Origin of the sequence: Kitasatospora sp. NPDC051984 (assembly GCF_044593455.1) — a bacterium.
Lineage (GTDB): Bacteria > Actinomycetota > Actinomycetes > Streptomycetales > Streptomycetaceae > Kitasatospora.
This window is the reverse complement of sequence record NZ_JBIUCB010000002.1, coordinates 329,164-352,106: the sequence shown is the minus strand read 5'-3', so window position 1 is coordinate 352,106 and position 22,943 is coordinate 329,164. Positions and strand designations below refer to the sequence as shown.

Genomic DNA, 22,943 nt, shown 5'->3' with positions numbered 1-22,943 from the left:
CCATGACCGTGACCGTGACCGCCCCTGCCAAGTTCCCGCGCAGCCTGCTGCGCAAGCCGTCCGAGGAGGCCGCGGCCCGGGTGTTCTGCTTCCCGTACTCCGGCGTCGGCGCCTCCATGTTCAACCAGTGGCCGCGGACGATCGGCGGCCTGGAGATCTGCCCCGTCCAGCTGCCGGCCCGCGAGAACCGCATCCGGGACGCGCACTACGGCACCTACCAGGACCTCGCCGAGGCCCTCGCCGAAGACCTGGCGCCGTACCTCGACCGTCCGGCCGTGTTCTTCGGGCACTGCGCCGGCTCGCTGCCCGCCTTCGAGACCGCGCTGCGACTGGCCCGACTCGGCGGCCCCGTCCCGCGCGAGGTGGTGGTGTCGGCGCAGGCCGCGCCGCACGACTGCCCGCGCGACCGGTTCCTGCAGATGACCGACGAGGCGCTGGCCGAGGAGCTCGGGCAGATCGTGATCGCCCGGGGCGGGGAGCCGCACCCGATGCTGATCGAGCTGACCCTGGGCGTGCTGCATCAGGACCTCGACGCCAACCGGGTCTACACCCGGGCCCAGCCCGTCCGGGCGCCCTCCGGCATCACCGTGCTGAGCTGGAGCGAGGACCCGGAGATCGAGCCCGCCGAGCTGACCGGCTGGGAGCGTTACTCCGATCGCGTCCGCTTCACCGAACTCCCCGGCGGGCACTACGAGTTCCTCTCCGCCCCGGAACAGCTGACCGCCCTCCTGCACTCCCTCGCGCTCCCGGACGCACCAGTGGAAGGACAGCTCCGATGACCGACACCATCGACGCCCTGTTCGCCGAGCGTGCCGCCGCCTTCCCCGACCGGGTCGCGGTCAGCGCCCCTGACGGGAGGCTCAGCTACCGCGAACTCGACCTCAGGGCCAACCAGTTGGCCCACCGGCTGGTGCAGGCCGGAGTGCGCCCCGGCGACGTCGTCGCGCTCGCCGCCGAGCGCTCCGCCACCGTCGCCGTCATGCTGCTCGCCGTCCTCAAGGCCGGCGCCGCCTACCTCGGCCTGGACAGCAGGCAGCCCGCGGCCCGCCGCGAACTGGTGCTGCGCGACGCCTCGGTGCGGGTGGTGCTGGCGGACAAGCTCGCGGCGGACGAGCTCGACGGCGCGTTCACCGTGATCGTGCCGGACGCGGAGACCGAGCGGCTGGCCGAACTGCCCGCCACCGCACCCGAATCGGCGGGCGGCGGCGAGCGCGTCGCCTACGTCGCCTACACCTCCGGCTCGACCGGCCTGCCCAAGGGCGTGTGTGTGCCGCACCGCGCCGTGCTGCGGCTGGTGATCGGCGCGGACTACCTCCCCGCCGGCCCGGACGACGTGTTCCTGCACTTCGCGCCGCTGGCGTTCGACGCCTCCACCCTGGAGCTGTGGGGTGCGCTGCTGAACGGCGGCCGGGTCGCCGTCGCCCCGGCGCGGGACCTCTCGCTGACCGAACTGCTCGCCTTCGTCCGCGAGGAGCGGGTCAGCGTCATGTGGCTGACCGCCGGCCTGTTCCACCAGGCCGTCGACCTCGGCCTGACGGACCTGCCCGCGTTGCGGCTGCTGCTGGCCGGCGGCGACACGCTCTCCGCGGCCCACGTCAACCGCGCGGTCGCCGCGCTCCCCGGCGCGGTGGTCGGCAACGGCTACGGGCCCACCGAGAACACCACCTTCACCACCGTGCACGCGATGTCGGCCCCGCTCGACGGGACGAGCGTGCCGATCGGCCGCCCAGTCTCCGGCACCGGCGTGCTGCTGCTCGACGACCGCCTGCGGCCCGTCGCACCCGGCGAGACCGGCGAGCTGTACGCCACCGGCGCCGGCCTGGCGCACGGCTACCTGAACAACCCCGGCCTGACCGCCGGCCGGTTCGTCGCACACCCGCGCCCGACCGTCCCCGGCGAGCGGATGTACCGCACCGGCGACCTGGCGCGGTGGCGCCCGGACGGCACCCTGGAGTTCCTCGGACGCGGCGACGGGCAGGTGAAGATCCGCGGCTTCCGGATCGAGACCGGGGAGGTGGTCGCCGCGCTCAACGCCCTTCCCGGCGTCAGCCGTGCCGAAGTCGTCGCCCCGCGCCAGGAGTCGGGCTCGCGCCGGCTGATCGCGTACGTGGTCGCCGCCGACGGGGCGCAGCTGTCCGCCCTCCAGATGCGCACCCTGCTCGCCGACCGCCTGCCCGGCTACGCCGTCCCCGCGCTGGTGCGGATCGTCGAGGAGCTTCCGCTCACCCCGAACGGCAAGGTGGACCGGGCCGCCCTGGAGGGGCGCACCGTCCAGGAACGGCCCGAGGTCAACGCCGACTACCGGGAGCCCGACGGCGCCCTCGAACAGGCCATCGCCGGCATGTGGTCCGACCACCTCGGCCTGGACGGCATCGGCGCGGACGACGACTTCTTCGAACTCGGCGGGCACTCGCTGCTCGCCGTGACGCTGATCTCGGAGCTGCAACGGGCGTTCGGCGTGGGGATCTCGCCGATCGACTTCTACCTCGACGCCTCGCCGGCCGGACTGGCCCGCTCCCTCGCCAAGGCCGGGGTGGTCCGGTGAGGCTCACCGAAGTCACCCCCGAGCGGCTGGCAGGCGTCGACCCGTCCCAGGTCGACCTGTTCGACCCGGAGTTCCACGCCGGCGGAGACCCGCACACCGTCTGGGCCGCGATGCGCGAACGCGCCCCGCTGCACCTCAGCCGGCTCCCCGACGGCCGCAGCTTCCACTCGGTGACGCGCTACCACGACGCCTGCCAAGTCCTCGGCAACCACCGGGAGTTCACCTCCGAACGGGGCAGCCTGCTGAACCAGCTCGGGCACGGCGACGCGGCCGCCGGCAAGATGCTGGTCGCCACCGACCCGCCCCGGCACAGCGAACTGCGCCGCCCGCTGAACCGGATGTTCACCGGCCGCGGACTGGCCCGCAGCGAGCACCGGATCCGGGCGGCCGTCCGCGCGCTGCTCGCCCGCGCACTGGACGGCGAACGCGCCCCGGACGGCGAACGCTCCCTGGACGGCGAACCGTTCGACCTCGCCCGTGAGGCCACCATGCTGCCGATGGCGATCGCCGGGGCGCTGATGGACCTGCCCGAACCGGACTGGGCCGACCTGGTCCAGTGGACGGGCATGGCCGCCGCGCCGCAGGACCCGGTCTTCATGATCCGCAACAGCCACGCCACGCTCGCCATCGCCCACCACCGCCTGTTCGAGTACTTCGAGCAGCAGTACGAGGCCCGCAAGGGCACCGAGGGCGACGACGCGTTCCGGCTGCTGATGACCATGCGCGACGGCGAACTGACCCGCGAAGAGGTCGTCGTCAACTGCTACAGCCTGCTGCTCGGCGCCAACGCCACCACCCCGCACACCGTGGCCGGCACCGTCCTGGCACTGATCGAACGCCCCGAACAGTTCCGGGCGGTGCGGGAGAACCCGGACCTGATCCCCGGCCTGGTCGAGGAAGGACTGCGCTGGACCTCCCCGGCCAGCAGCTTCCTGCGCTACGCCACCGAGGACGTCGAACTCAGCGGCGGCACCGTGCCGAAGGGCGGGGCGGTGGCCGTCTGGGTCGGCTCCGCCAACCGCGACGCCGACGTCTTCCCGGACCCGTACCGGTTCGACGTCACCCGGCAGGAGAACCGGCACATCGCCTTCGGCTACGGCGCCCACTACTGCCTCGGCGCCACCGTGGCACGCCTGACCCTGCGCATCTTCTTCGAGGAAGTCCTCGACACCGTCGAGGAGTTCACCCTGGCCGGGGAACCCCGCCACCTGACATCCAACTTCGTCGCCGGACTCACCGGCCTGCCGGTCCTGGCCCGGGCCCGGCGCACCGCGGAGGCGACCGCATGAACGGGAGGAACACCGTGGAGCAGCACCCGGCCGAACAGGAGCTGGCCGAGATCCTCGCCGCCGTCCTGAGCACCCACCTCGGCGACCAGCCGATCGGGCCCGACGACGACTTCTACGCCATGGGCGGCGACTCGCTGATCGCGCTGCGCGTGGTCACCGACGTCCAGCAGCAGGGCATCCCGATGACCCTGCGGGACCTGCTCTTCCACCCGACCGTCCGGGAACTGTCCGCCCACCTCGCCGCGTCCGGCCCGCAGCAGGCCGCGCCTGCCGCACCCGTGGGGGAGCGGTTCGAGCTGCTCGACCCCAGCGACCGCGGCCTGGTCCCGCACGGGGTGCGCGAGGCACTGCCGGCCTCGGCACTCCAGGTCGGCATCATCTACCTCTGCGAGACCAGCGGCGACCCCGAGCTCTACCACTCGGTGATCGGCTGGGAGACGCTCGCCCGGTTCGACGAGACGCTGTTCCGCGAAGCCCTCGCCGAGCTGTGCGACCGGCACGCGGCACTGCGCACCTCGTTCGACCTCGGAACCTACTCCGAGGCCGTGCAACTCCAGTGGGCCGACGTCGAGTTGCCGCTCACCGTGGAGGAACTGCCGACCGCCGACCCGGCCAAGGCACAGAGCCTGGTGCAGGAGTGGAACCGGCACGGGCTCCGGCTGCCGATCGACTGGAGCACGGCACCGCTGTTCCGCTGCCACGTGGTCGCCCAGCCCGACTCCTTCCACGTGGTGCTGGCCAGCCACCACGCCATCCTCGACGGCTGGAGCTACGGGCGGCTGATCGTCGACCTGCTCGCGCTGTACGACGCCAAGCTGCGCGGCCGGGCAGCCGCACTGCCCGCCCTGCCGGGCGCGGGCGAGGCGGAGTTCATCGAGGCCGAGCGGCGGCTGCTGGCCTCCGCGACGGCGGCCGAGTACTGGCAGCGGCAGGCCGACGCCCCGGCCCTGCTGTTCGACCGCGGCCAGTTCAGCGGCGCCGCCAACGCCTGTGAGAGCGTCGAGTTCGCGCTCGCCCCGGACACCGTGGACGGCCTGCGGGCCGCCGCCCGCCGCGCCGGCGTCTCGCTGAAGTCGCTGGCGCTCGCCGCCCACGTCCGGGCGCTCGCCGACTGGACCGGCCGGGACCGCGACCTGGTCACCGGCGTGGTAGTCAACACCCGTACCGAGAAGCCAGGTTCGGACCTCACCGTCGGCCTCTACCTGAACACCGTCCCGATGCGCTTCGACTCCCCGCGCTCCGGCGCCGCCGAACTCGCCCGGGCTGCCCACGCCGCCGAGCGGGACGCCAGCCAGTACCGGGGCTACCCGCTGGCCGAGATCGAGAGCCGGCTCGGCCGGGCGCCCTTCGACGTGGTGTTCAACTACATGAACTTCCACGTCTACCAGGACCTGGAGGAGCTCGAGGGCCTGAAGACCCGCGCCTGGTGGACCCGGGGCAAGCCCAGCTTCCCGTTCCGGGTCGACTTCGAGCTGGACGGCGCCGAACAGGGCAGCCGGGTGGTCGCCACCTACGACCCGGCGCTGCTGTCCGAGCAGCGGACCGCCGCGTTCGCGCGCTGCTACGAGACGGCGCTGATCGAAGCGACGGGGCTTTCCGGGGCAGGGCTGGCCGGGGCGGCGGGGCTGGCCGGATGAGCCGTGAACTCCCCATCCTGGCCGTGGTCTACGACGACGGCGCCGCCTCGCCCGGAGACATCGCGGTCGGCCTGGCCGACCTCGCCCGTCCGGTGTTCCTCACCGCCGACACCCCGCACGTCACCCGGCTGCGCCCGGTCATGGAGAGCCTGGGCGACTGCCTGCCGCTCACCGGCTCGCCCGAGGGCGACGCCGCGCTGATCCGCGGCCTCGCCCCGGCCGCCGTCGTGACGTACAGCGAACGCATGCTCCGCACCACCGCCGACCTCGCCCGGGCCGCCGGCCTGCCGTTCCACACGCCGGAGACCGCCCGGATCCTCACCGACAAGGTCCGCCAGCGCGAACTGCTGCGCGAAGCCGGCGTCGACGACGTGCGCACCCACCCGTTGCGCACCCCCGAGGACTGGCCCGCCGCGCTGGCGGCGGTCGGGCTGCCCGCCATCATCAAGCCGGTCCGGGGCGCGGCCAGCCGCAACACCCACCAGGTGTCCGACGAGGCCGAGGCGCTGCGCCTGCTCCCGGAGATCTTCGCCGCGATGGGCGGCCCGGCGGGCGACGAACCACTGCTGATCGTCGAGGAGTTGCTCCAGGGCCGGCCGCTGCGGCCGTTCGGCGACTACGTCTCGGTGGAGAGCATGTGCGGCCCGCACGGCATCGCGCACCTCGCGCTGTCCGGCAAGTTCCCGCTGCTGCCCCCGTTCCGCGAGGCGGGACGCTTCTGGCCCAGCCAACTCCCGGCCGCGGAGCAGGAAGAGATCCTGGAACTGACCACCCGCGCCCTGAAGGCCCTGGGCGTGGAACTCGGCCTGACCCACACCGAGCTCAAGCTGACCGCCGACGGCCCGCGCATCATCGAGGTCAACGGCCGGCTCGGCGGCCACGTGAACGGCCTGTCCCGCACCGCCTGCGGAGTCGACCTGGTCCGGGTCGCCGCCCTGCTGGCCCTCGGCCGGCCGGTCGAGCCCGTCCGACTGCGCCCCGACAAGGTCCACTTCCAGTACCACGGCCTCGCCCCCACCGAACCCTGCCGCCTGGCGGCCATCGAGGGCACCCCGCAGGTCCGTCAACTCCCCGGCGTCGACGGCTACCGCAACTTCGTCCGGGTCGGGGACGACCTCCCCGGCGGCGTGCTGACCCACGAGATGGACGTGATCTGGGGCCAGTGCGACGACCACACCACGATGATCGAACTCCTGGACACGGCCCTCACCACCCTGACCTACACCTTCGACACCGGCGGCACCCCCCACCGCACCACGGCCGCCGCCCTGCGCGACGACGCCTGACGGCCCCACGGGCCGGTGGTGACCACGACCCGATGGTGACCGGCGGGGCGGCGGAGGTGATCGACAGGGCGGCCGTGCGGCGCTGAGGCGGCGTCAGTGGCCGAGCGCTTCGGCGGCCGCGCTGGCGAAGGCCTCGGGGTTGTCGAGCATGATGTTGTGGCCGCAGTCCGGGACGGCCCGGATGGTCACGCCCGAGGCCGTCAGCCGCTCGGCGCCGGCGGGCGCGCCGTCGGCGGCCGGGTGCAGGAAGGTGCGCGGGACGGACAGCCCCTCCAGCTGCTCACGCAGCGCGGGCGCCGTCCCGCGCGCCCGGTGGACCGCCGTGCGGTACAGGGCCTGGCGCCCGGCCAGGCGCATCGTGGCCCACCACTCGGGGCCGACCCGCTGTTCCGTCCGCCACCATCCGTCGGCCAGGAACTCCGGCTCCGTGAAGGTGTGGATGGCGCTGCTGCCGGGCTCCGGAACCGGCGGGGCCGGGTCCAGCACGGCGTCCACCAGGAGCAGTTTCGAGACCAGCCGCGGGTGCCGGGCGGCGAGCAGGATCGCCACCGCGCCGCCCAGGCTGTGCGCGACGACCTCGGCCTGCGTCACCCCGGCGGCCTCCAGCGCGGTTGCCACGGCGTCCGCGTGGGCCTCCAGCGTGTACGTGAAGTCCGTCGGGCGGTCGCTGATGCCGAAGCCGAGCAGGTCGAGCAGCAGCGAGCGGCGGCCGGTCAGCAGCGGATGCGCGGCGGCGGCCGCCCAGTACACCGGCGAGCTGGCGCCGAGGCCATGCAGGTAGAGGCGGGCGGGTTCCTCGCCGGGGATCTCCACCCACCGGATCCGGTCGGCGTTCGGGGTCACGAGGGCATGGCGCACGGCCGTCTCCCTTGTCTGCTGGGGAACGTGGACGACGGCGACCATACCTCGTTGTCGAGGTATCACGATACCGATATACCGCGTCAACGAGCGGCCGGTGTGACAGCATGGGGCCATGCTCAAGCTCGCGATCCTCGGGTTCCTCTTCGACCGGCCGATGCACGGCTACGAGCTGCGCCGGCACCTGGCCGGACTCACCGGCCACATCCGGCCGATCAGCGACGGCACCCTCTACCCGGCGATCAAGCGACTGGAGGCCGACGGCCTGCTCGCCCGCGAGACCGAACCCGGCTCGGCCGCCGCCCCCCGGCACACCCTGCACCTCACCCCCGCCGGGCGCGCCGCACTCCTCGAACTCCTACGCTCCCCCGAGCAGTTGGACATCAGCGACGAGAACCGCTGGTTCACCGTGCTGGCCTTCCTCCGCCACCTGCAGGACCCCGCCGAACAGGCCGCCGTGCTGCGCCGGCGGCTGGCGTTCCTCAGCGAGCCCGCCAGCTTCTTCTACGACCGCGACCGGCCGCTGCGCGCGGAGGAGATCACCGACCCTTTCCGCAGCGGCATCCTGCTGATCGCCCGCGCGACGTCCGAGGCCGAGCTCGCCTGGCTGGGCGAGATGCTCGCCGCGCTCGACAACTCCCCGCAGGAAAAGGGCGATTGACGGGCCGGTGGAACTGCCGCGGAGCCTGCCGCACCCGCCCCCGCGCATTCCGCCGGTCGAGGACGGCGAGGTGATCCGTGGAGCCGCCCAACCCGCCCCGGGGTGCCGGGGACGGCCTGGAGGGTCTGGAACGCTTCCGGGCCGCGCCGCCGGACCTGCTGCTGCTCGGCGCGATGCCGCCGTGCTCGACGGCGTCGGCCGGTGCCGGCGGATCCGCGCGAGGAGAGCCGGCTGCCGATCCTGATGGCGTCCGCCCCGCCGAGCCCAGTGATCTCCGGCCGGGAGGCCGACGCCGAGGACCACGTGGTCAAACCGTTCGAGATAGCCGTCCAGGTCGCCCGGACAGGCCCTGAACCGGACAGGCCCTGAAGGCGCCGGCGCCGAGGCCGGGCTGCGGATCCACTCCGAGGCCGTGGTCACCACCGACCCGCGCCGGAGCCTCGACCGCGTCGTCGCCAACCTGGTCGCCAACGCCCAACGGCACGGCCGGGCGCCGGCGTTGGTGACGGTCCACGGCAGCACCGTGACCGTTCGTTCGGGACCACGGGCCCGGCCACCCCGAGGAGATCCTCCGCGAGGGCCCGCAGCGCTTCCGCACCGGAAACCGAAGCCCGCGAACGCGGCCGCGGGCACGGCCTCCACCTGCCCGGCCCCCGGCAGTGACGTGCGTCAGCGCTGTGCGTCAGTGCTGCGCGGCCAGGGCGGGGGTGCCGTGGTCGAGCCAGACGATCGCCGTGGCCAGGTGGCTGATCCGCCAGCCGGCAGGGGTGCGGACGGCCGTGAAGTCGTAGCGGGCGCCGCCGGTGAAGAGCGGTGCGTCGGGGCCGTGCGGGACGTGGGTGGCCTGGACGTTCGCCCGGCCCGTCGCCGTGTCGCCGGCCACCTCGATCAGGTGGTTGGTCGTCACGTGGTGGGTGCGCGCCCACTGCGACTTGGGGCCGCCGAAGAAGTGGGGGAGGCCGGCGATCCCGGTGTGGGTGCCGTTGGGCATGTCGAGCACGATGCCGTCGCTGAACACCGAGCGATACCACGCCTCGTCGCACCAGCGCGGGTCCGGGTGGTCGAGCCCGGAGACGAAGCGGTCGATCAGTGCGCCGATCCGGCTGCGGTCCGTCAGTTCGCGCAGCTGGTCCTCGAGGCGGCCGATGCGGTCCTGGGTGGTGTTCGTCATGGTGGGTCAGTCCTTGATCTCGCAGAGGGGGGCGGCGCCGCAGGCGAGGACGGCGCCGACGTCGGCTACCGCGCCGGCGTCGGCTCCCGCGCCGCGCGGCGTGTTTCAGGCGTGGCCGAGGCGGAATCCGACGCCGCGCACGGTGATGATCCAGCTGCTGGAGCCCAGCTTGTTGCGCAGGCTGCTGACGTGGGTGTCGATGGTGCGGCCGGGGCGCGACCAGGAGTCGTCCCAGACCTGGGTCATCAGCTGTCGGCGCGAGACGACGGTCTCGGGCTGGGCCGCGAGCAGGTGCAGCAGGTCGAATTCCTTGCGGGTCATCTCCACCGGCTCGCCGTCGAGCAGCACTTCGCGGGTGCCGGCGTCGATCTGCAGCGGGCCGTGCTTGATGACCTGTTCGAGGACGTGCGGCGGACGGACGCGGCGCATGACGGCCTCCATCCGGGCCACCAGTTCGCGGAACCCGTACGGCTTGACCATGTAGTCGTCGGCGCCGGCCTGCAGGCCGAGTACCCGGTCGAGTTCGGAGTCCCGGGCGGTCAGGGCGATGACCGGGGTGTCCGACATGGCGCGCACGCTGCGGCAGACTTCGAGGCCGTCGATGTCGGGCAGGTCGAGGTCGAGCAGGATCAGGTCCGCGCTGCGGTAGGTCTGCAGGGCCCGGGCCCCGGTCGCCACGCTGTCGGACCGGTAGCCCTGGCGGCGCAGGCCCTGTACCAGGGAGTCGGCGGCCTTGGTCTCGTTCTCCACGACGAGCACCCGGAGGGGCTCGCGCTGCGGCCGCACGGGCTGCTCCACCACCGGCCCGGCGACCGACTGTTCTGCCTGGTGGCGACGGTCGTGATGCGCACTGTGTGCCCGGTGCACCAAAAGATCCGAGGATGACCTGGTCATCTGCTCTCCCCCTGCAAGTCGGCGCTGAGCTCATGGTGAGTAGACGTCAGGAGAATACAAACCGGCATGCCGGTTTGTCAAAGATCCGAGGCCGTCGCGCCGGAGCGGAGGCGGTCTCGGGCGCGGTCTCGGACGGTGTCTCAACGCAGCCGCACAGCAGCAGACTTGACGTGCCCCTGTAGTTGATCTCCGCGCCCCCGGGACGGGCTCGGGCGTGCCGCCGCGACGCCGGTCGGGTCGGTCCGATCGTGATCAAATCGGACGCCCGATTGTTCAATACCGGGGAGTTGGTTTTATAGTAGGGCGCACTGTGCCGCGCCTCCCAAGACGGAGCCGAGAGAGTGAGCAAACAAGAACGGGCGACCCGTACCCGCAACGCGCTGATCCGCTCGGCGGCCGGGCTCTTCGAGCAGCACGGCTATGTGCAGACCGGGCTGACCGCGATCAGTTCGGGTGCGGAGGTCAGCCGTGGTGCCCTGACCTTCCACTTCGAGAACAAGGCCGCCGTTGCCCGCGCCGTCGAGCAGTCGGCCGTCCACGTCCTGCGCCTGGCCGCGCGCCGGGCCACCCTCTGGCAGGGCAATGCCGTGCAGGCCATGGCGGACATGTCCCACGGCTTCGCGTACCTGCTGACGGAGGACGTGGTGGTCCGCGCGGGCTTCCGCCTCAACTGCGACTGGGCGCAGGGCGAGATCGACCTGCGCCGGGAGTGGCAGGGGTGCGTGCAGAGCCGCGTCACCCGGGCCGCGGCCGACGGGGCGCTGCGGCCCGACGCGGAGTTGGAGGACCTGGTGAACACCGTGACGAGCGCGACGCTCGGCATGGAGATACTCGGCCGGCGCGACCGGGAGTGGCTGTCGCGCCGCACGGTCACGGGCTTCTGGCAGCAGATGCTGTTCGCTGCCTGCACCGAGCAGGCCCGGGCCGCGACCGACCCGAAGGGCGGCGACGAGGTCCTGGGGCAGATCGCCGAGATCCACCGGCGGTTCGCCCCGTACATCGCTTCGCCCGGGCGCTCGCCGGACCAGTAAAACCGACCACACGGTACCGTTTGTAGCGGAAAAGTCGGGCCGCCGTTGTCCGCGCGTGCCGAGAGGCCCTTGGTTGAGGGCCGGCCAGCGCGTTGACAAACAGCACGATCGGTTTTTGGTGCGGGAGGGTCAGGGGCGCGGTTCCCCGAACCAGCTCCGCAGTGCCTGGGTGAGCCGGCCGCCGTCCGGGGCCCAGGCGATGTAGCCGTCGGGGCGGACCAGCAGTGCCGGAGCCGGCAGCGCGGATCGCGGTACGGGGACGGTGGTGACGACGTGCGCCCAGCCGACCGCCTCCTGCGCGGGGGAGTCGTCGCTGGTGAGCAGCAGCGGGCGGCCCCCCGCCAGCAGGGCGATGAGGTCGGTGCCGCCGAGGGCGGCGTTGTCGAGGAACCGGCCCTCCCACGGTGACGCGCCCGGCCCGCGGGCCGGCAGGTCCAGGCCCTGGGCGCTGATCATGCCGCCGACCAGCCGGCCGCCCTCGGCCCGGGTCAGCAACTGCTCGAACAGTTCGCGCAGTTCGCGCAGCGCGGGGTCGGGCTTCATCAGGGCGAGCTGGGCCCGGGTGTTGGCCACGACCTGCTGGGCGACGGGCCGGCGCTCGGACTCGTAGGTGTCGAGCAGGCCCTCACCCGCGGTACCGCGGACCGCGAACGCCAGCTTCCAGGCGAGGTTCAGGCCGTCCAGCAGCCCGGTGCTCAACCCCTGGCCGCCGATGGGGAAGTGGGCGTGCGCGGCGTCGCCGACCAGGAAGGCCCGGCCCCGGCGGTACTGGTCGGCGAGCCGGGTGAAGTCGCTGAACCGGCTGAGGCTGGTGGCCTCGGACAGCGGCACGGGGTGGCCGGTGATCCGGGACAGCTCCGCCTCGAGTTCCTGCCGGGTCAGCGGCGTGCGCCGGTCCGGGTGCGGGGCGCTCAGGTCGAGGACGCGGACCAGGTGGCGGCCGTCCGGCAGCGGGCGGGCGACCGTCCAGCCGCGCGGTGTGCTCCGCCAGCCCTCCGGCAGCGCGCCCGGCTCGGCGACCCGGACGACGCCCATGGCCGCGGAGACGGTGGGCAGTTGCTCCTCGCAGCCGAAGCCGAGTTGCTCGCGCACGGTGCTGCGGGCGCCGTCCGCCCCGACCAGGAAGTCGGCGGTGAACTCGGCCGCCCCGTCGGGGCCTTCGGCCACCACCACGGTCCGGTCGGCGTCCTGGCGGGCCGTCATGACGCGGTGCGCGCGCAGGATCCGGGCGCCGCGCGCGGCTGCCCGTCCCTCGAACTCCCGCTCCAGGTCGGCCTGGAGGCGCTTGACCACGGCGGGCGGCTCGCTCGCGGGCGCGGTGATGGCGAGCATGTGCAGCCCGCCGAAGTGGAACGGCGTGGACACCGTTCCGGCACGCTCGGCGGACACCGGCAGGTCCAGGTAACCGCGGCGCACCAGGCACTGCACCGTCCGGGCGTGCAGCGTGTTGGCCTTCGGGTGCTCGTCGACGGTGTCCCGGGCCTCCAGGACCACCGTGTCGACGCCGTAGCCGGCCAGTTCCGCCGCCACCAGCAGCCCGACCGGACCGCCTCCGGCCACCACGACCCGTGTTGCCGCACCCCTGCGCATGGAGCCCCCCTGATCACGCCGAAACCGGCGCGCAACCTAACACAGCCCGGCCAAAGCCCGGCCGTTCGGGGCGGCCGGCCGCCGGGCGCCCGGTGATCTGTCCATTCCCTGACATTCGCCGGACGTATTTGCACAGGGCGCACAGAGCCGTGAAGAAACCCTGCGGAGGCCTGAACAGAAGTGCCTTGAAGTCCTTTCTCCGGGCCAACAGACTCATTGACGTCGCCGCAGTTGTGTGTCGAACCGAAGGAACCCGGAAATGGCCGAGGAGAGGTACATGGACGCTTCAGTGATCGTTGTGGGCGCGGGCCCCGCCGGAATGATGCTGGCGGGCGAACTGCGGCTCGCCGGCGTCGATGTCGTCGTTCTCGAGCGTCTCGCGGAGCGCACCGGAGAATCCCGTGGGCTCGGGTTCACCGCCCGCACCATGGAAATATTCGACCAGCGCGGAATTCTCGGCCGCTTCGGCGACGTCGAGACCAGCGACCTCGGTCATTTCGGTGGTCTGCCGATCGATTTCTCCGTTCTGGAAGGTGCCCAGCAGGCCGCGAAGTCGGTTCCGCAGTCCGCCACCGAGACGCACCTGGAGGAGTGGGCGACCAGCCTCGGCGCCGACATCCGGCGCAGCCACGAGGTGCTGGAGGTGACCGACGAGGGCGACGGCGTCCGCGTGAAGGTGCGAGGCCCGAAGGGCGAGCAGACGCTGCGCGCCGCCTACCTGGTCGGCTGCGACGGAGGCCGCTCGATGGTCCGCAAGGCGGCCGGGTTCGACTTCCCCGGCACCGCGGCGACGATGGAGATGTTCCTCGCCGACATCAAGGGCGTCGAACTCAAGACCCGCATGATCGGCGAGACCCTGCCCGGCGGCATGGTGATGGTCGGCCCGCTGCCCGGCGGCACCACCCGCATCATCGTCTGCGAGCGCGGCAACCCGCCGCAGCGCCGCGACACCCCGCCGCCGTGGCAGGAGGTCGCGGACGCCTGGAAGCGGCTGACCGGCGACGACATCTCGCACGCCGAGCCGGTCTGGGTCAGCGCCTTCGGCAACGCCACCCGCCAGGTCACCGAGTACCGGCGCGGCCGGATCATCCTGGCCGGCGACGCCGCCCACATCCACCTGCCGGCCGGCGGCCAGGGCATGAACACCAGCATCCAGGACTCGGTGAACCTGGGCTGGAAGCTCGCCGCCGTCGTCCACGGCACCGCCCCCGAAGGCCTGCTCGACACGTACCACTCCGAGCGGCACCGGGTCGGCAAGCGGCTGCTGATGAACACCCAGGCCCAGGGCCTGCTCTTCCTGAGCGGACCCGAGGTGCAGCCGCTGCGCGACGTGCTGTCCGAACTCATCGAGTACCCCGAGGTCGCCACCCACCTGACCGCCATGGTCAGCGGCCTGGAGATCACCTACGACGTGGGCACGGGCACCCACCCGCTGCTCGGCAAGCGCATGCCGAACCTGGAGCTCACCACCGCCAGGCGGGTCACCACCAGCACCGAACTGCTGCACTCCGCCCGCGGCTTGCTGCTCGACCTCACCGACAACCCGCGGCTGCGCGCCCGGGCGGCCGGCTGGTCCGACCGGGTCGACATCGTCACCGCCGAGCCCGGCCGCCGCACCGCCGCCAGTGGCCTGGGGGACACCACCGCCGTGCTGATCCGCCCCGACGGCTACATCGCCTGGGCCGCGCCCGGCAGCCACCACGACCTGCCGATGGCGCTGGAGCGCTGGTTCGGCAAGCCGCTCGCCGGCTGAGCGACCGACCCCCCCACCGAACCGCACGTCAAGGAGGAGTACGCCCATGGCCACGCTGCAGGCAACGATCGCGGTCCACGCCGGTCCGGCGGAGGAACGCCGGGACGTCGTCACCGCGGCCCGTACGGTCTTCGCCCGCGAGGGCTGGACCCACACCACCGTCGAGGCGATCGCCGAGCAGGCCGGCCTCGAACCGGCCGCGGTGGAGCACTACTTCAGGGACAAGGAACAGCTGCTGCTGTCGGTGCTGCTGGACAGCGCCGCCTCCGTCGCCGCCGCGCTGACCGTCATCGCCGAGGACCACCTCGTCCAGGTGGACGACCTGGCGGCGGACCTCGCCGCCCTCGGCCGCGCCTGGCTGACGCCCATGACGACCTTCCCCGAGCACTTCGCCATCGTCCGGCACATCGGCGCCGAGGTCACCCGGCTGCCTGCCGGCGTCCTGGAGATGTGGCAGACCGCCGGCCCCCGGCAGGCCCAGCGCGAACTGGCCCGCCGGCTCCAGCGGATCGCCGACGCCGGACTGCTGGACATCGCCGACGCCGACCACGCGGCCGGCCGGTTCGTCCAGCTGGTCGCCGGCAGCGTCGTGCAGCGCTCGTTCCACGGCGCCCTGCCGCTCGCCGACTTCGAACGCGACGCCCTGGTCGACGCGGGCGTGGCGGACTTCATCCGGCTCTTCGGCCCCACCCGCGCCGCCTGAGGCGCCGACACCCACGGAAGAGAGAAGACCATGCACAGCACCCTGATCGTGGCCCGCATGGACGTCGAGTCCAGCGCCCAGGTCGCCAAGCTCTTCGGCGAGTTCGACGGCACCGACATGCCGCACCGGATGGGCACCCGCCGCCGCCAGCTGTTCGCCTACAACGGCCTGTACTTCCACCTCCAGGACTTCGACGGCGACAACGGCGGCGAGCTGATCGAGGCGGCCAAGACCGACCCGCGGTTCGTCGGCATCAGCGAGGACCTCAAGCCGTTTATCGGCGCCTTCGACCCGGCCACCTGGCGCTCGCCCGCCGACGCCATGGCCACCCGCTTCTACAACTGGACGGCCTCCCAGTGACGCCGACCGCCACCGACACCAGGGAAAGGCACCGCCAGTGAGCCGCCGCGTAGTCATCACCGGGGTGGGAGTGCTGGCGCCGGGCGGAATCGGCGCCAAGAACTTCTGGAGTCTGCTGAGCGAAGGACGCACGGCGACCCGGGGGATCACCTTCTTCGACCCGTCCTCCTTCCGCTCCCGGGTCGCGGCCGAGGCCGACTTCGACCCCGAGCTGCACGGGCTGACCCCGCAGGAGATCCGCCGGATGGACCGCGCCGCCCAGTTCGGCGTGGTCACCGCCCGCGAGGCACTCGCCGACTCCGGCCTCGACCTGGCCGGCTTCGACCCGCACCGCACCGGCGTCACCATCGGTTCCGCGGTCGGCGCCACCACCGGGCTCGACGACGAGTACCGGGTGGTCAGCGACAACGGCGTGCTCAACGAGGTCGACCACCGCTACGCCGTGCCGCACCTGTACAACTACTTCGTCCCGAGCTCGTTCTCGGCCGAGGTGGCCTGGGCGGTCGGCGCCGAGGGCCCGGCCACCGTGGTCTCCACCGGCTGCACCTCCGGCATCGACTCGGTCGGCCACGCCGTCGAGCTGATCCGCGAGGGCACCGCCGACGTGATGATCACCGGCGCGACCGACGCCCCGATCTCGCCGATCACCATGGCCTGCTTCGACGCCATCAAGGCGACGACCCCGCGCAACGACGACCCCGCGCACGCCTCCCGGCCCTTCGACGGCACCCGCAACGGCTTCGTCCTCGGCGAGGGCAGCGCGGCGTTCGTCCTGGAGGAGTACGAGAGCGCGAAGCGGCGCGGCGCGCACATCTACGCCGAGATCGCCGGCTACGCCTCGCGCTGCAACGCCTTCCACATGACCGGCCTGCGCCCCGACGGCCGCGAGATGTCCGAGGCGATCAACGTGGCGCTGGCCGAGGCCCGGATGAACCCGGAGCAGATCGACTACATCAACGCGCACGGATCCGGCACCAAGCAGAACGACCGCCACGAGACGGCCGCGTTCAAGCTGAGCCTCGGCCGGCACGCCTACCGCACCCCGGTCTCCTCCATCAAGTCGATGGTGGGGCACTCGCTGGGCGCGATCGGCTCGATCGAGATCGCCGCGTCGATCCTCGCGATGGAGAACAACGTGGTGCCGCCCACCGCGAACCTGCACACCCCCGACCCGGAGTGCGACCTCGACTACGTGCCGCTCACCGCGCGCGAGCACCGCACCGACGCCGTCCTCACGGTCGGCAGCGGATTCGGCGGGTTCCAGAGCGCGATGGTGCTGGCCCGTCCCGACAGGAGCGTGGCATGAGCGCCAGGACAGTGATCACCGGTATCGGCGTCGCCACGCCCAACGGGCTCGGCGTGGACGAGTTCTGGGCCGCGACCCGGATCGGCAAGAACGCCATCGACCGGATCACCCGGTTCGACCCGTCCTCGTACCCGTCGCAACTCGCGGGCGAGATCCGCAACTTCGAGGCGTCCGAGCACCTGCCCAGCCGGCTGATCCCGCAGACAGACCGGATGACCCGGCTCGCCCTGGTCGCCGCCGAATGCGCCTTCGACGACGCGGACGTCAAGCCCGACGACATCCCCGAGTTCGACATGGGCGTCGTCACCGCCTCCACCTCCGGCGGCTTCGAGTTCGGCCAGAACGAACTCCAGAAGCTGTGGAGCCAGGGCAGCCAGTACGTCTCCGCGTACCAGTCCTTCGCCTGGTTCTACGCCGTCAACAGCGGCCAGATCTCGATCCGCAACGGCATGAAGGGCCCCAGCGGCGTCGTCGTCAGCGACCACGCCGGCGGCCTCGACGCCATCGCGCAGGCCCGCCGCCAGATCCGCAAGGGCAGCAAGCTGATCTTCTCCGGCGGCTTCGACGCCTCGATCTGCCCCTGGGGCTGGGTCGCGCAGATCGCCGGCGGCCGGATGACCACCAGCAACGAGCCCGACCGCGCCTACCTGCCGTTCGACGCCGCCGCCGGCGGCTACGTCGCCGGTGAGGGCGGGGCGCTGCTGATCCTGGAGAACGAGGACACCGCCCGCGAACGCGGCGCGCAGAACATCTACGGCGAAGTCGCCGGCTACGGCTCGACGTTCGACCCGAAGCCGGGCAGCGGACGCGAACCCGGGCTGCGCCGCGCCATCGAGACCGCGCTGGCCGACGCCGGTGTCACCGCGAGCGAGATCGACGTGGTCTTCGCCGACGCGGCCGGCACCCCGCAGCTGGACCGCGAGGAGGCCGACGCGCTGATCGCCGTGTTCGGACCCTCCGGCGTCCCGGTCACCGCGCCCAAGACGATGATCGGCCGCCTCTACTCCGGCGCCGCCCCCGTCGACGTGGTCGCGGCCGTCCTCGCCATGCGCGAGGGCCTGATCCCGCCGACCACCAACGTCGAACTCTCGCCCGAGTACGACATCGACCTCGTCGTCGGCCAGCCGCGCACCGCCCTGGTGCGCAACGCGCTGGTGCTCGCCCGCGGCTACGGCGGCTTCAACTCCGCCCTGGTCGTCCGCTCCCTCGACTGACCCCCACCAAACACACACCTACCGAAGGGGACCCCCATGTCCGCCCAGGAATTCACCATCGAGGACCTCAAGCGCATCCTGCTCGAAGGCGCCGGTGCCGACGAGGACGTCGACCTCGACGGCGACATCCTCGACACCGACTTCGAGGAGCTCGGCTACGAGTCCCTCGCGCTGCTCGAGACCGGTGGCCGGATCGAGCGCGAGTACGGCATATCCCTCGACGACGAGATCTTCGCCGACAACAAGACCCCGCGGACCCTGGTCGCCGCGATCAACGGCTACTTCACCGAACTCGTCGACGCCGCCTGAGCCCTGAGCCCTGAGCCCTGAGCCCTGAGCCCTGAGCCCTGACCGGCCCCCCGCCGGGGTCCTGCGCCCCGGCGGGCCCGCAGCTCACCCCACTCTTCTTCGTTTGGAGCAGCAAAGCCATGTCGCAGCAGGACAAGCGGGTCGCCCTCGTCACCGGCGCCACCAGCGGGATCGGCCTCGCCGTCGCCCGGCTGCTGGCTGCCCAGAACCACAAGGTGTTCATCGGCGCCCGCAACGCCGAGAACGTCGCCGAGACCGTCAAGCAGCTCCAGGACGAGGGCCTGGAGGTAGACGGCACCACCCTGGACGTGCGCTCCTCGGACGACGCCCGGGCCTTCGTCCAGGCCGCGGTCGACCGCTTCGGCACCGTGGACGTGCTGGTCAACAACGCCGGCCGGTCCGGCGGCGGGGTCACCGCCGACATCGACGACGAGCTGTGGAACGACGTCATCGACACCAACCTCAACTCGGTGTTCCGGCTGACCCGCGAGGTGCTCACCACCGGCGGCCTGCGCCACAAGGACCGCGGCCGCATCATCAACATCGCCTCCACCGCGGGCAAGCAGGGCGTCGTCCTCGGCGCCCCGTACTCGGCCTCCAAGCACGGCGTGGTCGGCTTCACCAAGGCCCTCGGCAACGAACTCGCCCCGACCGGCATCACCGTCAACGCCGTGTGCCCCGGCTACGTCGAGACGCCGATGGCCCAGCGCGTCCGCCAGGGCTACGCCGCCGCCTACAACGCCACCGAGGACGCCATCCTCGAGAAGTTCCAGGCCAAGATCCCGCTGGGCCGCTACTCGACGCCCGAGGAGGTGGCCGGCCTGGTCGGCTACCTGGCCTCCGACACGGCCGCCTCCATCACCTCGCAGGCGCTCAACGTCTGCGGCGGCCTCGGCAACTTCTGAGCCGTCAGGCCCCCACCAACCCGCCCCCAGACCCAAGGAGTCACCAGCATGTCGCAGCCCGGCCTGCGCGAGGTGGAGCACGAGATCACGATCTCGGCCCCGGCCGCCGCCGTGTACCGGCTGATCGCCGAGGTGCAGAACTGGCCGCGGATCTTCCCGCCGACGATCTTCGTCGACCACGTGGAGAAGTCCGCGAACGAGGAGCGCATCCGCATCTGGGCCACCGCCAACGGCGAGGCCAAGAACTGGACTTCGCACCGCACCCTGGACCAGGAGAACCTCCGGATCACCTTCCGCCAGGAGGTCTCCGCCCCGCCGGTCGCCGCCATGGGCGGCACCTGGATCATCGAACCGCTCTCCGCCGACTCGTCCCGCGTGCGGCTGCTGCACGACTACCGGGCCGTCGACGACGACCCCGAGTCGCTGAAGTGGATCGACGAGGCCGTGGACCGCAACTCGCGCTCCGAACTCGCCGCCCTGAAGACCAACGTCGAGGCCGCGCACGCCGCCGAGTACCTGACGTTCTCCTTCGAGGACACCGTCCAGATCAACGGCTCGGCCAAGGACGTCTTCGACTTCGTCAACGAGGCCCAGCTGTGGTCCGAGCGCCTCCCGCACGTGGCCACCGTCCGCTTCGAGGAGCCCTACCCGGGCCTCCAGGAGCTGGAGATGGACACCCGCGCCAAGGACGGCTCGGTGCACACCACCAAGTCGTACCGGGTGGCCTTCCCGCACCAGAAGATCGCCTACAAGCAGGTCACGCTGCCGGCGCTGATGACGCTGCACACCGGCTACTGGACGTTCACCGAGAACGCCGACGGCGTCGCCGCCTCCTCGCAGCACACCGTCACCCTGAACACCGCCAACATCGAGAAGATCCTCGGCGGGCAGGCCACGGTCGAGGACGCCCGGTTCTACGTCCACACCGCGCTGAGCACCAACAGCCGCGCCACCCTCGGCCACGCCAAGGAGCACGCCGAGAACCTCGCGAAGAGCAAGGCGGCCTGACCATGGCCGGGGACCACACCGGGACCCAGGTGGTCGTGGTCGGCGCGGGCCCGGTCGGGCTGTTCCTGGCCGGCGAGCTCCGGCTCGGAGGCGCGGACGTGGTGGTCCTCGACCGGCTCACCGCACCGACCACCGAATCGCGGGCGTCCACCCTGCACGCCCGCACCATGGAACTCCTCGACGGCCGCGGCCTGCTCGCGCCGCTCGGCGAGATCCCGTCCGACCCGATGGGCCACTTCGGCGGCATCCCGCTCGACCTCACCCTGCCCGGCCCCCACCCGGGGCAGTGGAAGGTCCCGCAGACCCGCATCGAGGAACTCCTCGGCCAGTGGGCGGCGGACCTCGGCGCGGACATCAGGCGCGGCCACGAGCTGACCGGCCTCACCGTGACGGCCGATCACGTCGAGGCCGAGGTACGGACGGCCGGCGGGACGACGGAGTTCCTCCGGGCCGCGTACCTGGTCGGCTGCGACGGCGAGACCAGCGCCGTGCGCCGCCTGGGAGGCTTCGACTTCCCCGGCGCCGACGCCGGCCGCGAACTGCTGCGCGCCGACGTGGCGGGCATCGACATCCCCAACCGCCGCTTCCAGCGGCTCGCGGGGGGACTGGCCATCGCCGCCCGGCGTCCCGACGGAGTGACCCGGGTGATGGTGCACGAGTTCGGTGCGGCGCCGCGCGGAACGCAGCCGGAGTTCACGGACGTCGCCGACGCCTGGAAGCGCGTCACCGGCGAGGACATCGGCGGCGGCACCCCGCTGTGGGTGAACTCTTTCGGCGACGCCTCCCGGCAGGCCACCCACTACCGCGACGGACGGCTCCTGCTGGCCGGCGACGCCGCCCACCAGCAGATGCCGATCGGCGGACAGGCCCTCAACCTCGGCCTCCAGGACGCCGCCAACCTCGGCTGGAAACTCGCCGCACAGGTCGCCGGTCGGAGCCCTGACGGGCTGCTGGACAGCTACCACACCGAGCGGCACGCCGTCGGCCGGCAGGTGCTGGGCAACATCGGGGCGCAGTCCCTGCTGCTGCTCGGCGACGGCGGGACCGACGCCACCCGCGAAGTGTTCGCCGAACTGATCGGCGGCAGCGAGAACGTCCGCACCCACCTGGCCGGAATGATCTCCGGCCTCGACATCCGCTACGACGTCGGGCCGGGCGCCCACCCCCTGCTCGGACGACGCCTGCCGCACTGGCAACTGACCACCGACGACGGCACGTCGACCACCGCGCAGGCACTGCGCGGCGGGCAGGGCCTGCTACTGCTCCTGCCCGGCGACGAAGCGCGCCGCACGGCCGCGGCGGCCGCCGCCGCACCGTGGGCACCGCTGGTGCGCACGGTCCGCGCGACCGCGCTGCCCGACACCCCCGCGCCGGGCGGCGGCGCCCTGCTGGTGCGACCGGACGGCTACGTCGTCTGGGCCGACACCGCCGACGCCGCCGACCTGCCGCAGGCGCTGACCCGCTGGTTCGGGAAGCCCGCGGCCACCACCAGGACGACGACACCGGCCACCGCGCCGGCCACGAAGTGGAGTACAGACATGGGAAGGCTCACCGGCAAGACGGCGCTCGTCACGGGTTCCAGCCGCGGCATGGGCCGCGCGACGGCGATCCGGCTGGCGCGGGAAGGCGCACTCGTCGCCGTCCACTACACCGCGAAGCAGGAGGCGGCCGAAGAGGTCGTCGAAACCATCGAGAAGGACGGCGGCCGCGCCTTCACCGTGCGCGCCGAACTCGGTGTCCCCGGCGACGTGCACGAGCTGTTCCTCGCCCTGGAGGCCGGACTGCGCGAGCGCACCGGCAGCACCGACCTGGACATCCTGGTCAACAACGCCGGTGTGATGGGCGGGGTCAAGCCCGAGGAGACCACCCCGGAGAAGTTCGACGAACTGTTCGCGGTCAACGCCAAGGCGCCGTTCTTCCTCATCCAGCGGGCGCTGAAGAACATGCCCGACGGCGGACGCATCATCAACATCACCTCCGGCCTCACCCGGTTCGCGAACCCCGACGAGATCGCCTACGCGATGACCAAGGGCGCCGTCGACCAGCTGGCGCTGCACTTCGCGAAGCACCTCGGCCCGCGCAACATCACCATCAACTCGGTGGCACCGGGCATCACCCGCAACAGCAACCCGGTCTTCGCCATCCCCGAGGCGGTGCAGGCGATGGCGCAGCTGTCCGCCTTCAACCGGGTCGGCGAGCCCGAGGACGTCGCCGACGTGGTGGCCTTCCTCGCCACCGACGAGGCCCGCTGGATCACCGGCTCGTTCGTCGACGCCACCGGCGGCACCCTGCTCGGCTGAGGCCGGGCCACCCCATCGGGGCCGGCCCCGGGGCCCCCCCCCCCCGGGCCGGCCCCCCCCCCCCCCCCCCCCCCCCCCCCCCCCCCCCCCCCCCCCCCCCCCCCCCCCCCCCCCCCCCCCGGC

At 72.5% G+C, this 22,943-nt stretch carries 21 protein-coding genes; 17 read left to right on the top strand and 4 right to left on the bottom strand.

All coding sequences use genetic code 11. The features are described from left to right. Positions 1 to 2 precede the first annotated feature (2 nt). From ACIHEI_RS05515 to ACIHEI_RS05495, 5 genes are read left to right on the top strand one after another with little or no spacing between them, the layout of a single operon-like run. Complete coding sequence (locus tag ACIHEI_RS05515; RefSeq protein WP_396605710.1) at positions 3 to 779, top strand: thioesterase II family protein; 777 nt, start codon at positions 3 to 5, stop codon at positions 777 to 779. Then, positions 776 to 2,545, top strand: a complete 1,770-nt coding sequence (locus ACIHEI_RS05510; protein ID WP_396605709.1) for an amino acid adenylation domain-containing protein — start codon at positions 776 to 778, stop codon at positions 2,543 to 2,545. Before ACIHEI_RS05515 ends, ACIHEI_RS05510 begins: the two co-directional genes overlap by 4 nt. Then, positions 2,542 to 3,834 carry a cytochrome P450 gene (locus ACIHEI_RS05505; RefSeq protein ID WP_396605708.1) on the top strand — a complete coding sequence of 431 codons (1,293 nt, stop codon included), beginning with the start codon at positions 2,542 to 2,544 and terminating at the stop codon, positions 3,832 to 3,834. Before ACIHEI_RS05510 ends, ACIHEI_RS05505 begins: the two co-directional genes overlap by 4 nt. Then, positions 3,831 to 5,471, top strand: a complete 1,641-nt coding sequence (locus ACIHEI_RS05500; protein WP_396605707.1) for a condensation domain-containing protein — start codon at positions 3,831 to 3,833, stop codon at positions 5,469 to 5,471. Before ACIHEI_RS05505 ends, ACIHEI_RS05500 begins: the two co-directional genes overlap by 4 nt. Next, positions 5,468 to 6,757 (top strand): acetyl-CoA carboxylase biotin carboxylase subunit family protein, encoded by a 1,290-nt coding sequence (locus ACIHEI_RS05495; RefSeq protein WP_396605706.1) that lies wholly within the window; start codon positions 5,468 to 5,470, stop codon positions 6,755 to 6,757. Before ACIHEI_RS05500 ends, ACIHEI_RS05495 begins: the two co-directional genes overlap by 4 nt. A gap of 93 nt (positions 6,758 to 6,850) precedes the next feature. Here the strand turns inward: ACIHEI_RS05495 and ACIHEI_RS05490 are convergent, their stop codons facing one another. Further along, on the bottom strand, positions 6,851 to 7,615 hold the full coding sequence (locus tag ACIHEI_RS05490) for an alpha/beta fold hydrolase (RefSeq protein ID WP_396605705.1): 765 nt from the start codon (positions 7,613 to 7,615) through the stop codon (positions 6,851 to 6,853). A gap of 115 nt (positions 7,616 to 7,730) precedes the next feature. On the opposite strand from ACIHEI_RS05490, the gene ACIHEI_RS05485 reads away from it, so the two are divergent. Both ACIHEI_RS05485 and ACIHEI_RS05480 read left to right on the top strand, forming a co-directional pair. After that, complete coding sequence (locus ACIHEI_RS05485) at positions 7,731 to 8,276, top strand: PadR family transcriptional regulator (RefSeq protein WP_396605704.1); 546 nt, start codon at positions 7,731 to 7,733, stop codon at positions 8,274 to 8,276. Positions 8,277 to 8,477: 201 nt separating this feature from the next. After that, positions 8,478 to 8,645 carry a hypothetical protein gene (locus ACIHEI_RS05480; RefSeq protein WP_396605703.1) on the top strand — a complete coding sequence of 56 codons (168 nt, stop codon included), beginning with the start codon at positions 8,478 to 8,480 and terminating at the stop codon, positions 8,643 to 8,645. A 313-nt stretch (positions 8,646 to 8,958) separates the two neighbouring features. On the opposite strand, the gene ACIHEI_RS05475 is transcribed toward ACIHEI_RS05480, so the two are convergent. Both ACIHEI_RS05475 and ACIHEI_RS05470 read right to left on the bottom strand, forming a co-directional pair. Continuing rightward, the gene (locus ACIHEI_RS05475; RefSeq protein WP_396605702.1) at positions 8,959 to 9,447 is read right to left on the bottom strand and encodes a nuclear transport factor 2 family protein; all 489 of its coding nucleotides are present in this window, start codon (positions 9,445 to 9,447) and stop codon (positions 8,959 to 8,961) included. A 105-nt stretch (positions 9,448 to 9,552) separates the two neighbouring features. Next, the gene (locus tag ACIHEI_RS05470) at positions 9,553 to 10,233 is read right to left on the bottom strand and encodes a response regulator transcription factor (protein WP_396605701.1); all 681 of its coding nucleotides are present in this window, start codon (positions 10,231 to 10,233) and stop codon (positions 9,553 to 9,555) included. A gap of 449 nt (positions 10,234 to 10,682) precedes the next feature. Here ACIHEI_RS05470 and ACIHEI_RS05465 point away from each other — a divergent pair, with 449 nt between their 5' ends. Continuing rightward, the gene (locus ACIHEI_RS05465) at positions 10,683 to 11,372 is read left to right on the top strand and encodes a ScbR family autoregulator-binding transcription factor (protein ID WP_392950348.1); all 690 of its coding nucleotides are present in this window, start codon (positions 10,683 to 10,685) and stop codon (positions 11,370 to 11,372) included. Between the two features lie 129 nt (positions 11,373 to 11,501). Here the strand turns inward: ACIHEI_RS05465 and ACIHEI_RS05460 are convergent, their stop codons facing one another. Continuing rightward, positions 11,502 to 12,962: an FAD-dependent monooxygenase gene (locus ACIHEI_RS05460; RefSeq protein ID WP_396605700.1), complete on the bottom strand. Its 1,461-nt coding sequence runs from the start codon at positions 12,960 to 12,962 to the stop codon at positions 11,502 to 11,504. A 277-nt stretch (positions 12,963 to 13,239) separates the two neighbouring features. Between ACIHEI_RS05460 and ACIHEI_RS05455 the strand changes: the two genes are divergently transcribed. From ACIHEI_RS05455 to ACIHEI_RS05415, 9 genes are all read left to right on the top strand, one after another. Next, positions 13,240 to 14,715, top strand: coding sequence for an FAD-dependent monooxygenase (locus ACIHEI_RS05455; RefSeq protein ID WP_387636223.1), 1,476 nt, complete (start codon positions 13,240 to 13,242; stop codon positions 14,713 to 14,715). A 46-nt stretch (positions 14,716 to 14,761) separates the two neighbouring features. Further along, on the top strand, positions 14,762 to 15,418 hold the full coding sequence (locus tag ACIHEI_RS05450) for a TetR/AcrR family transcriptional regulator (protein ID WP_392950357.1): 657 nt from the start codon (positions 14,762 to 14,764) through the stop codon (positions 15,416 to 15,418). A gap of 30 nt (positions 15,419 to 15,448) precedes the next feature. Further along, a complete protein-coding gene (locus tag ACIHEI_RS05445) occupies positions 15,449 to 15,778 on the top strand; it encodes a TcmI family type II polyketide cyclase (protein ID WP_387636218.1) in 330 nt (109 codons plus the stop codon). Between the two features lie 37 nt (positions 15,779 to 15,815). Continuing rightward, the gene (locus tag ACIHEI_RS05440; protein WP_396605699.1) at positions 15,816 to 17,084 is read left to right on the top strand and encodes a beta-ketoacyl-[acyl-carrier-protein] synthase family protein; all 1,269 of its coding nucleotides are present in this window, start codon (positions 15,816 to 15,818) and stop codon (positions 17,082 to 17,084) included. Beyond that, positions 17,081 to 18,298: a ketosynthase chain-length factor gene (locus ACIHEI_RS05435; protein ID WP_392950363.1), complete on the top strand. Its 1,218-nt coding sequence runs from the start codon at positions 17,081 to 17,083 to the stop codon at positions 18,296 to 18,298. The genes ACIHEI_RS05440 and ACIHEI_RS05435 overlap by 4 nt, the downstream gene beginning before the upstream one ends. Before the next feature lie 36 nt (positions 18,299 to 18,334). Then, positions 18,335 to 18,607, top strand: a complete 273-nt coding sequence (locus ACIHEI_RS05430; RefSeq protein WP_392950366.1) for an acyl carrier protein — start codon at positions 18,335 to 18,337, stop codon at positions 18,605 to 18,607. Positions 18,608 to 18,726: 119 nt separating this feature from the next. After that, positions 18,727 to 19,512: a 3-oxoacyl-ACP reductase FabG gene (gene fabG / locus ACIHEI_RS05425; protein WP_387636208.1), complete on the top strand. Its 786-nt coding sequence runs from the start codon at positions 18,727 to 18,729 to the stop codon at positions 19,510 to 19,512. A gap of 48 nt (positions 19,513 to 19,560) precedes the next feature. Beyond that, complete coding sequence (locus ACIHEI_RS05420) at positions 19,561 to 20,520, top strand: aromatase/cyclase (protein WP_396605698.1); 960 nt, start codon at positions 19,561 to 19,563, stop codon at positions 20,518 to 20,520. Between the two features lie 2 nt (positions 20,521 to 20,522). Continuing rightward, the gene (locus ACIHEI_RS05415) at positions 20,523 to 22,820 is read left to right on the top strand and encodes an SDR family oxidoreductase (protein WP_396605697.1); all 2,298 of its coding nucleotides are present in this window, start codon (positions 20,523 to 20,525) and stop codon (positions 22,818 to 22,820) included. The last annotated feature ends 123 nt before the right edge of the window (positions 22,821 to 22,943 follow it).

What these genes read in the sequence shown, in the direction of transcription:
- ACIHEI_RS05515 (WP_396605710.1), top strand. Translation starts at nt 3, where the DNA reads ATGACCGTGACCGTGACCGCCCCTGCCAAGTTCCCGCGCAGCCTGCTG.
- ACIHEI_RS05510 (WP_396605709.1), top strand. Translation starts at nt 776, where the DNA reads ATGACCGACACCATCGACGCCCTGTTCGCCGAGCGTGCCGCCGCCTTC.
- ACIHEI_RS05500 (WP_396605707.1), top strand. Translation starts at nt 3,831, where the DNA reads ATGAACGGGAGGAACACCGTGGAGCAGCACCCGGCCGAACAGGAGCTG.
- ACIHEI_RS05495 (WP_396605706.1), top strand. Translation starts at nt 5,468, where the DNA reads ATGAGCCGTGAACTCCCCATCCTGGCCGTGGTCTACGACGACGGCGCC.
- ACIHEI_RS05485 (WP_396605704.1), top strand. Translation starts at nt 7,731, where the DNA reads ATGCTCAAGCTCGCGATCCTCGGGTTCCTCTTCGACCGGCCGATGCAC.
- ACIHEI_RS05475 (WP_396605702.1), bottom strand. Translation starts at nt 9,447, where the DNA reads ATGACGAACACCACCCAGGACCGCATCGGCCGCCTCGAGGACCAGCTG.
- ACIHEI_RS05460 (WP_396605700.1), bottom strand. Translation starts at nt 12,962, where the DNA reads ATGCGCAGGGGTGCGGCAACACGGGTCGTGGTGGCCGGAGGCGGTCCG.
- ACIHEI_RS05455 (WP_387636223.1), top strand. Translation starts at nt 13,240, where the DNA reads ATGGACGCTTCAGTGATCGTTGTGGGCGCGGGCCCCGCCGGAATGATG.
- ACIHEI_RS05450 (WP_392950357.1), top strand. Translation starts at nt 14,762, where the DNA reads ATGGCCACGCTGCAGGCAACGATCGCGGTCCACGCCGGTCCGGCGGAG.
- ACIHEI_RS05445 (WP_387636218.1), top strand. Translation starts at nt 15,449, where the DNA reads ATGCACAGCACCCTGATCGTGGCCCGCATGGACGTCGAGTCCAGCGCC.
- ACIHEI_RS05435 (WP_392950363.1), top strand. Translation starts at nt 17,081, where the DNA reads ATGAGCGCCAGGACAGTGATCACCGGTATCGGCGTCGCCACGCCCAAC.
- ACIHEI_RS05430 (WP_392950366.1), top strand. Translation starts at nt 18,335, where the DNA reads ATGTCCGCCCAGGAATTCACCATCGAGGACCTCAAGCGCATCCTGCTC.
- fabG (WP_387636208.1), top strand. Translation starts at nt 18,727, where the DNA reads ATGTCGCAGCAGGACAAGCGGGTCGCCCTCGTCACCGGCGCCACCAGC.
- ACIHEI_RS05420 (WP_396605698.1), top strand. Translation starts at nt 19,561, where the DNA reads ATGTCGCAGCCCGGCCTGCGCGAGGTGGAGCACGAGATCACGATCTCG.
- ACIHEI_RS05415 (WP_396605697.1), top strand. Translation starts at nt 20,523, where the DNA reads ATGGCCGGGGACCACACCGGGACCCAGGTGGTCGTGGTCGGCGCGGGC.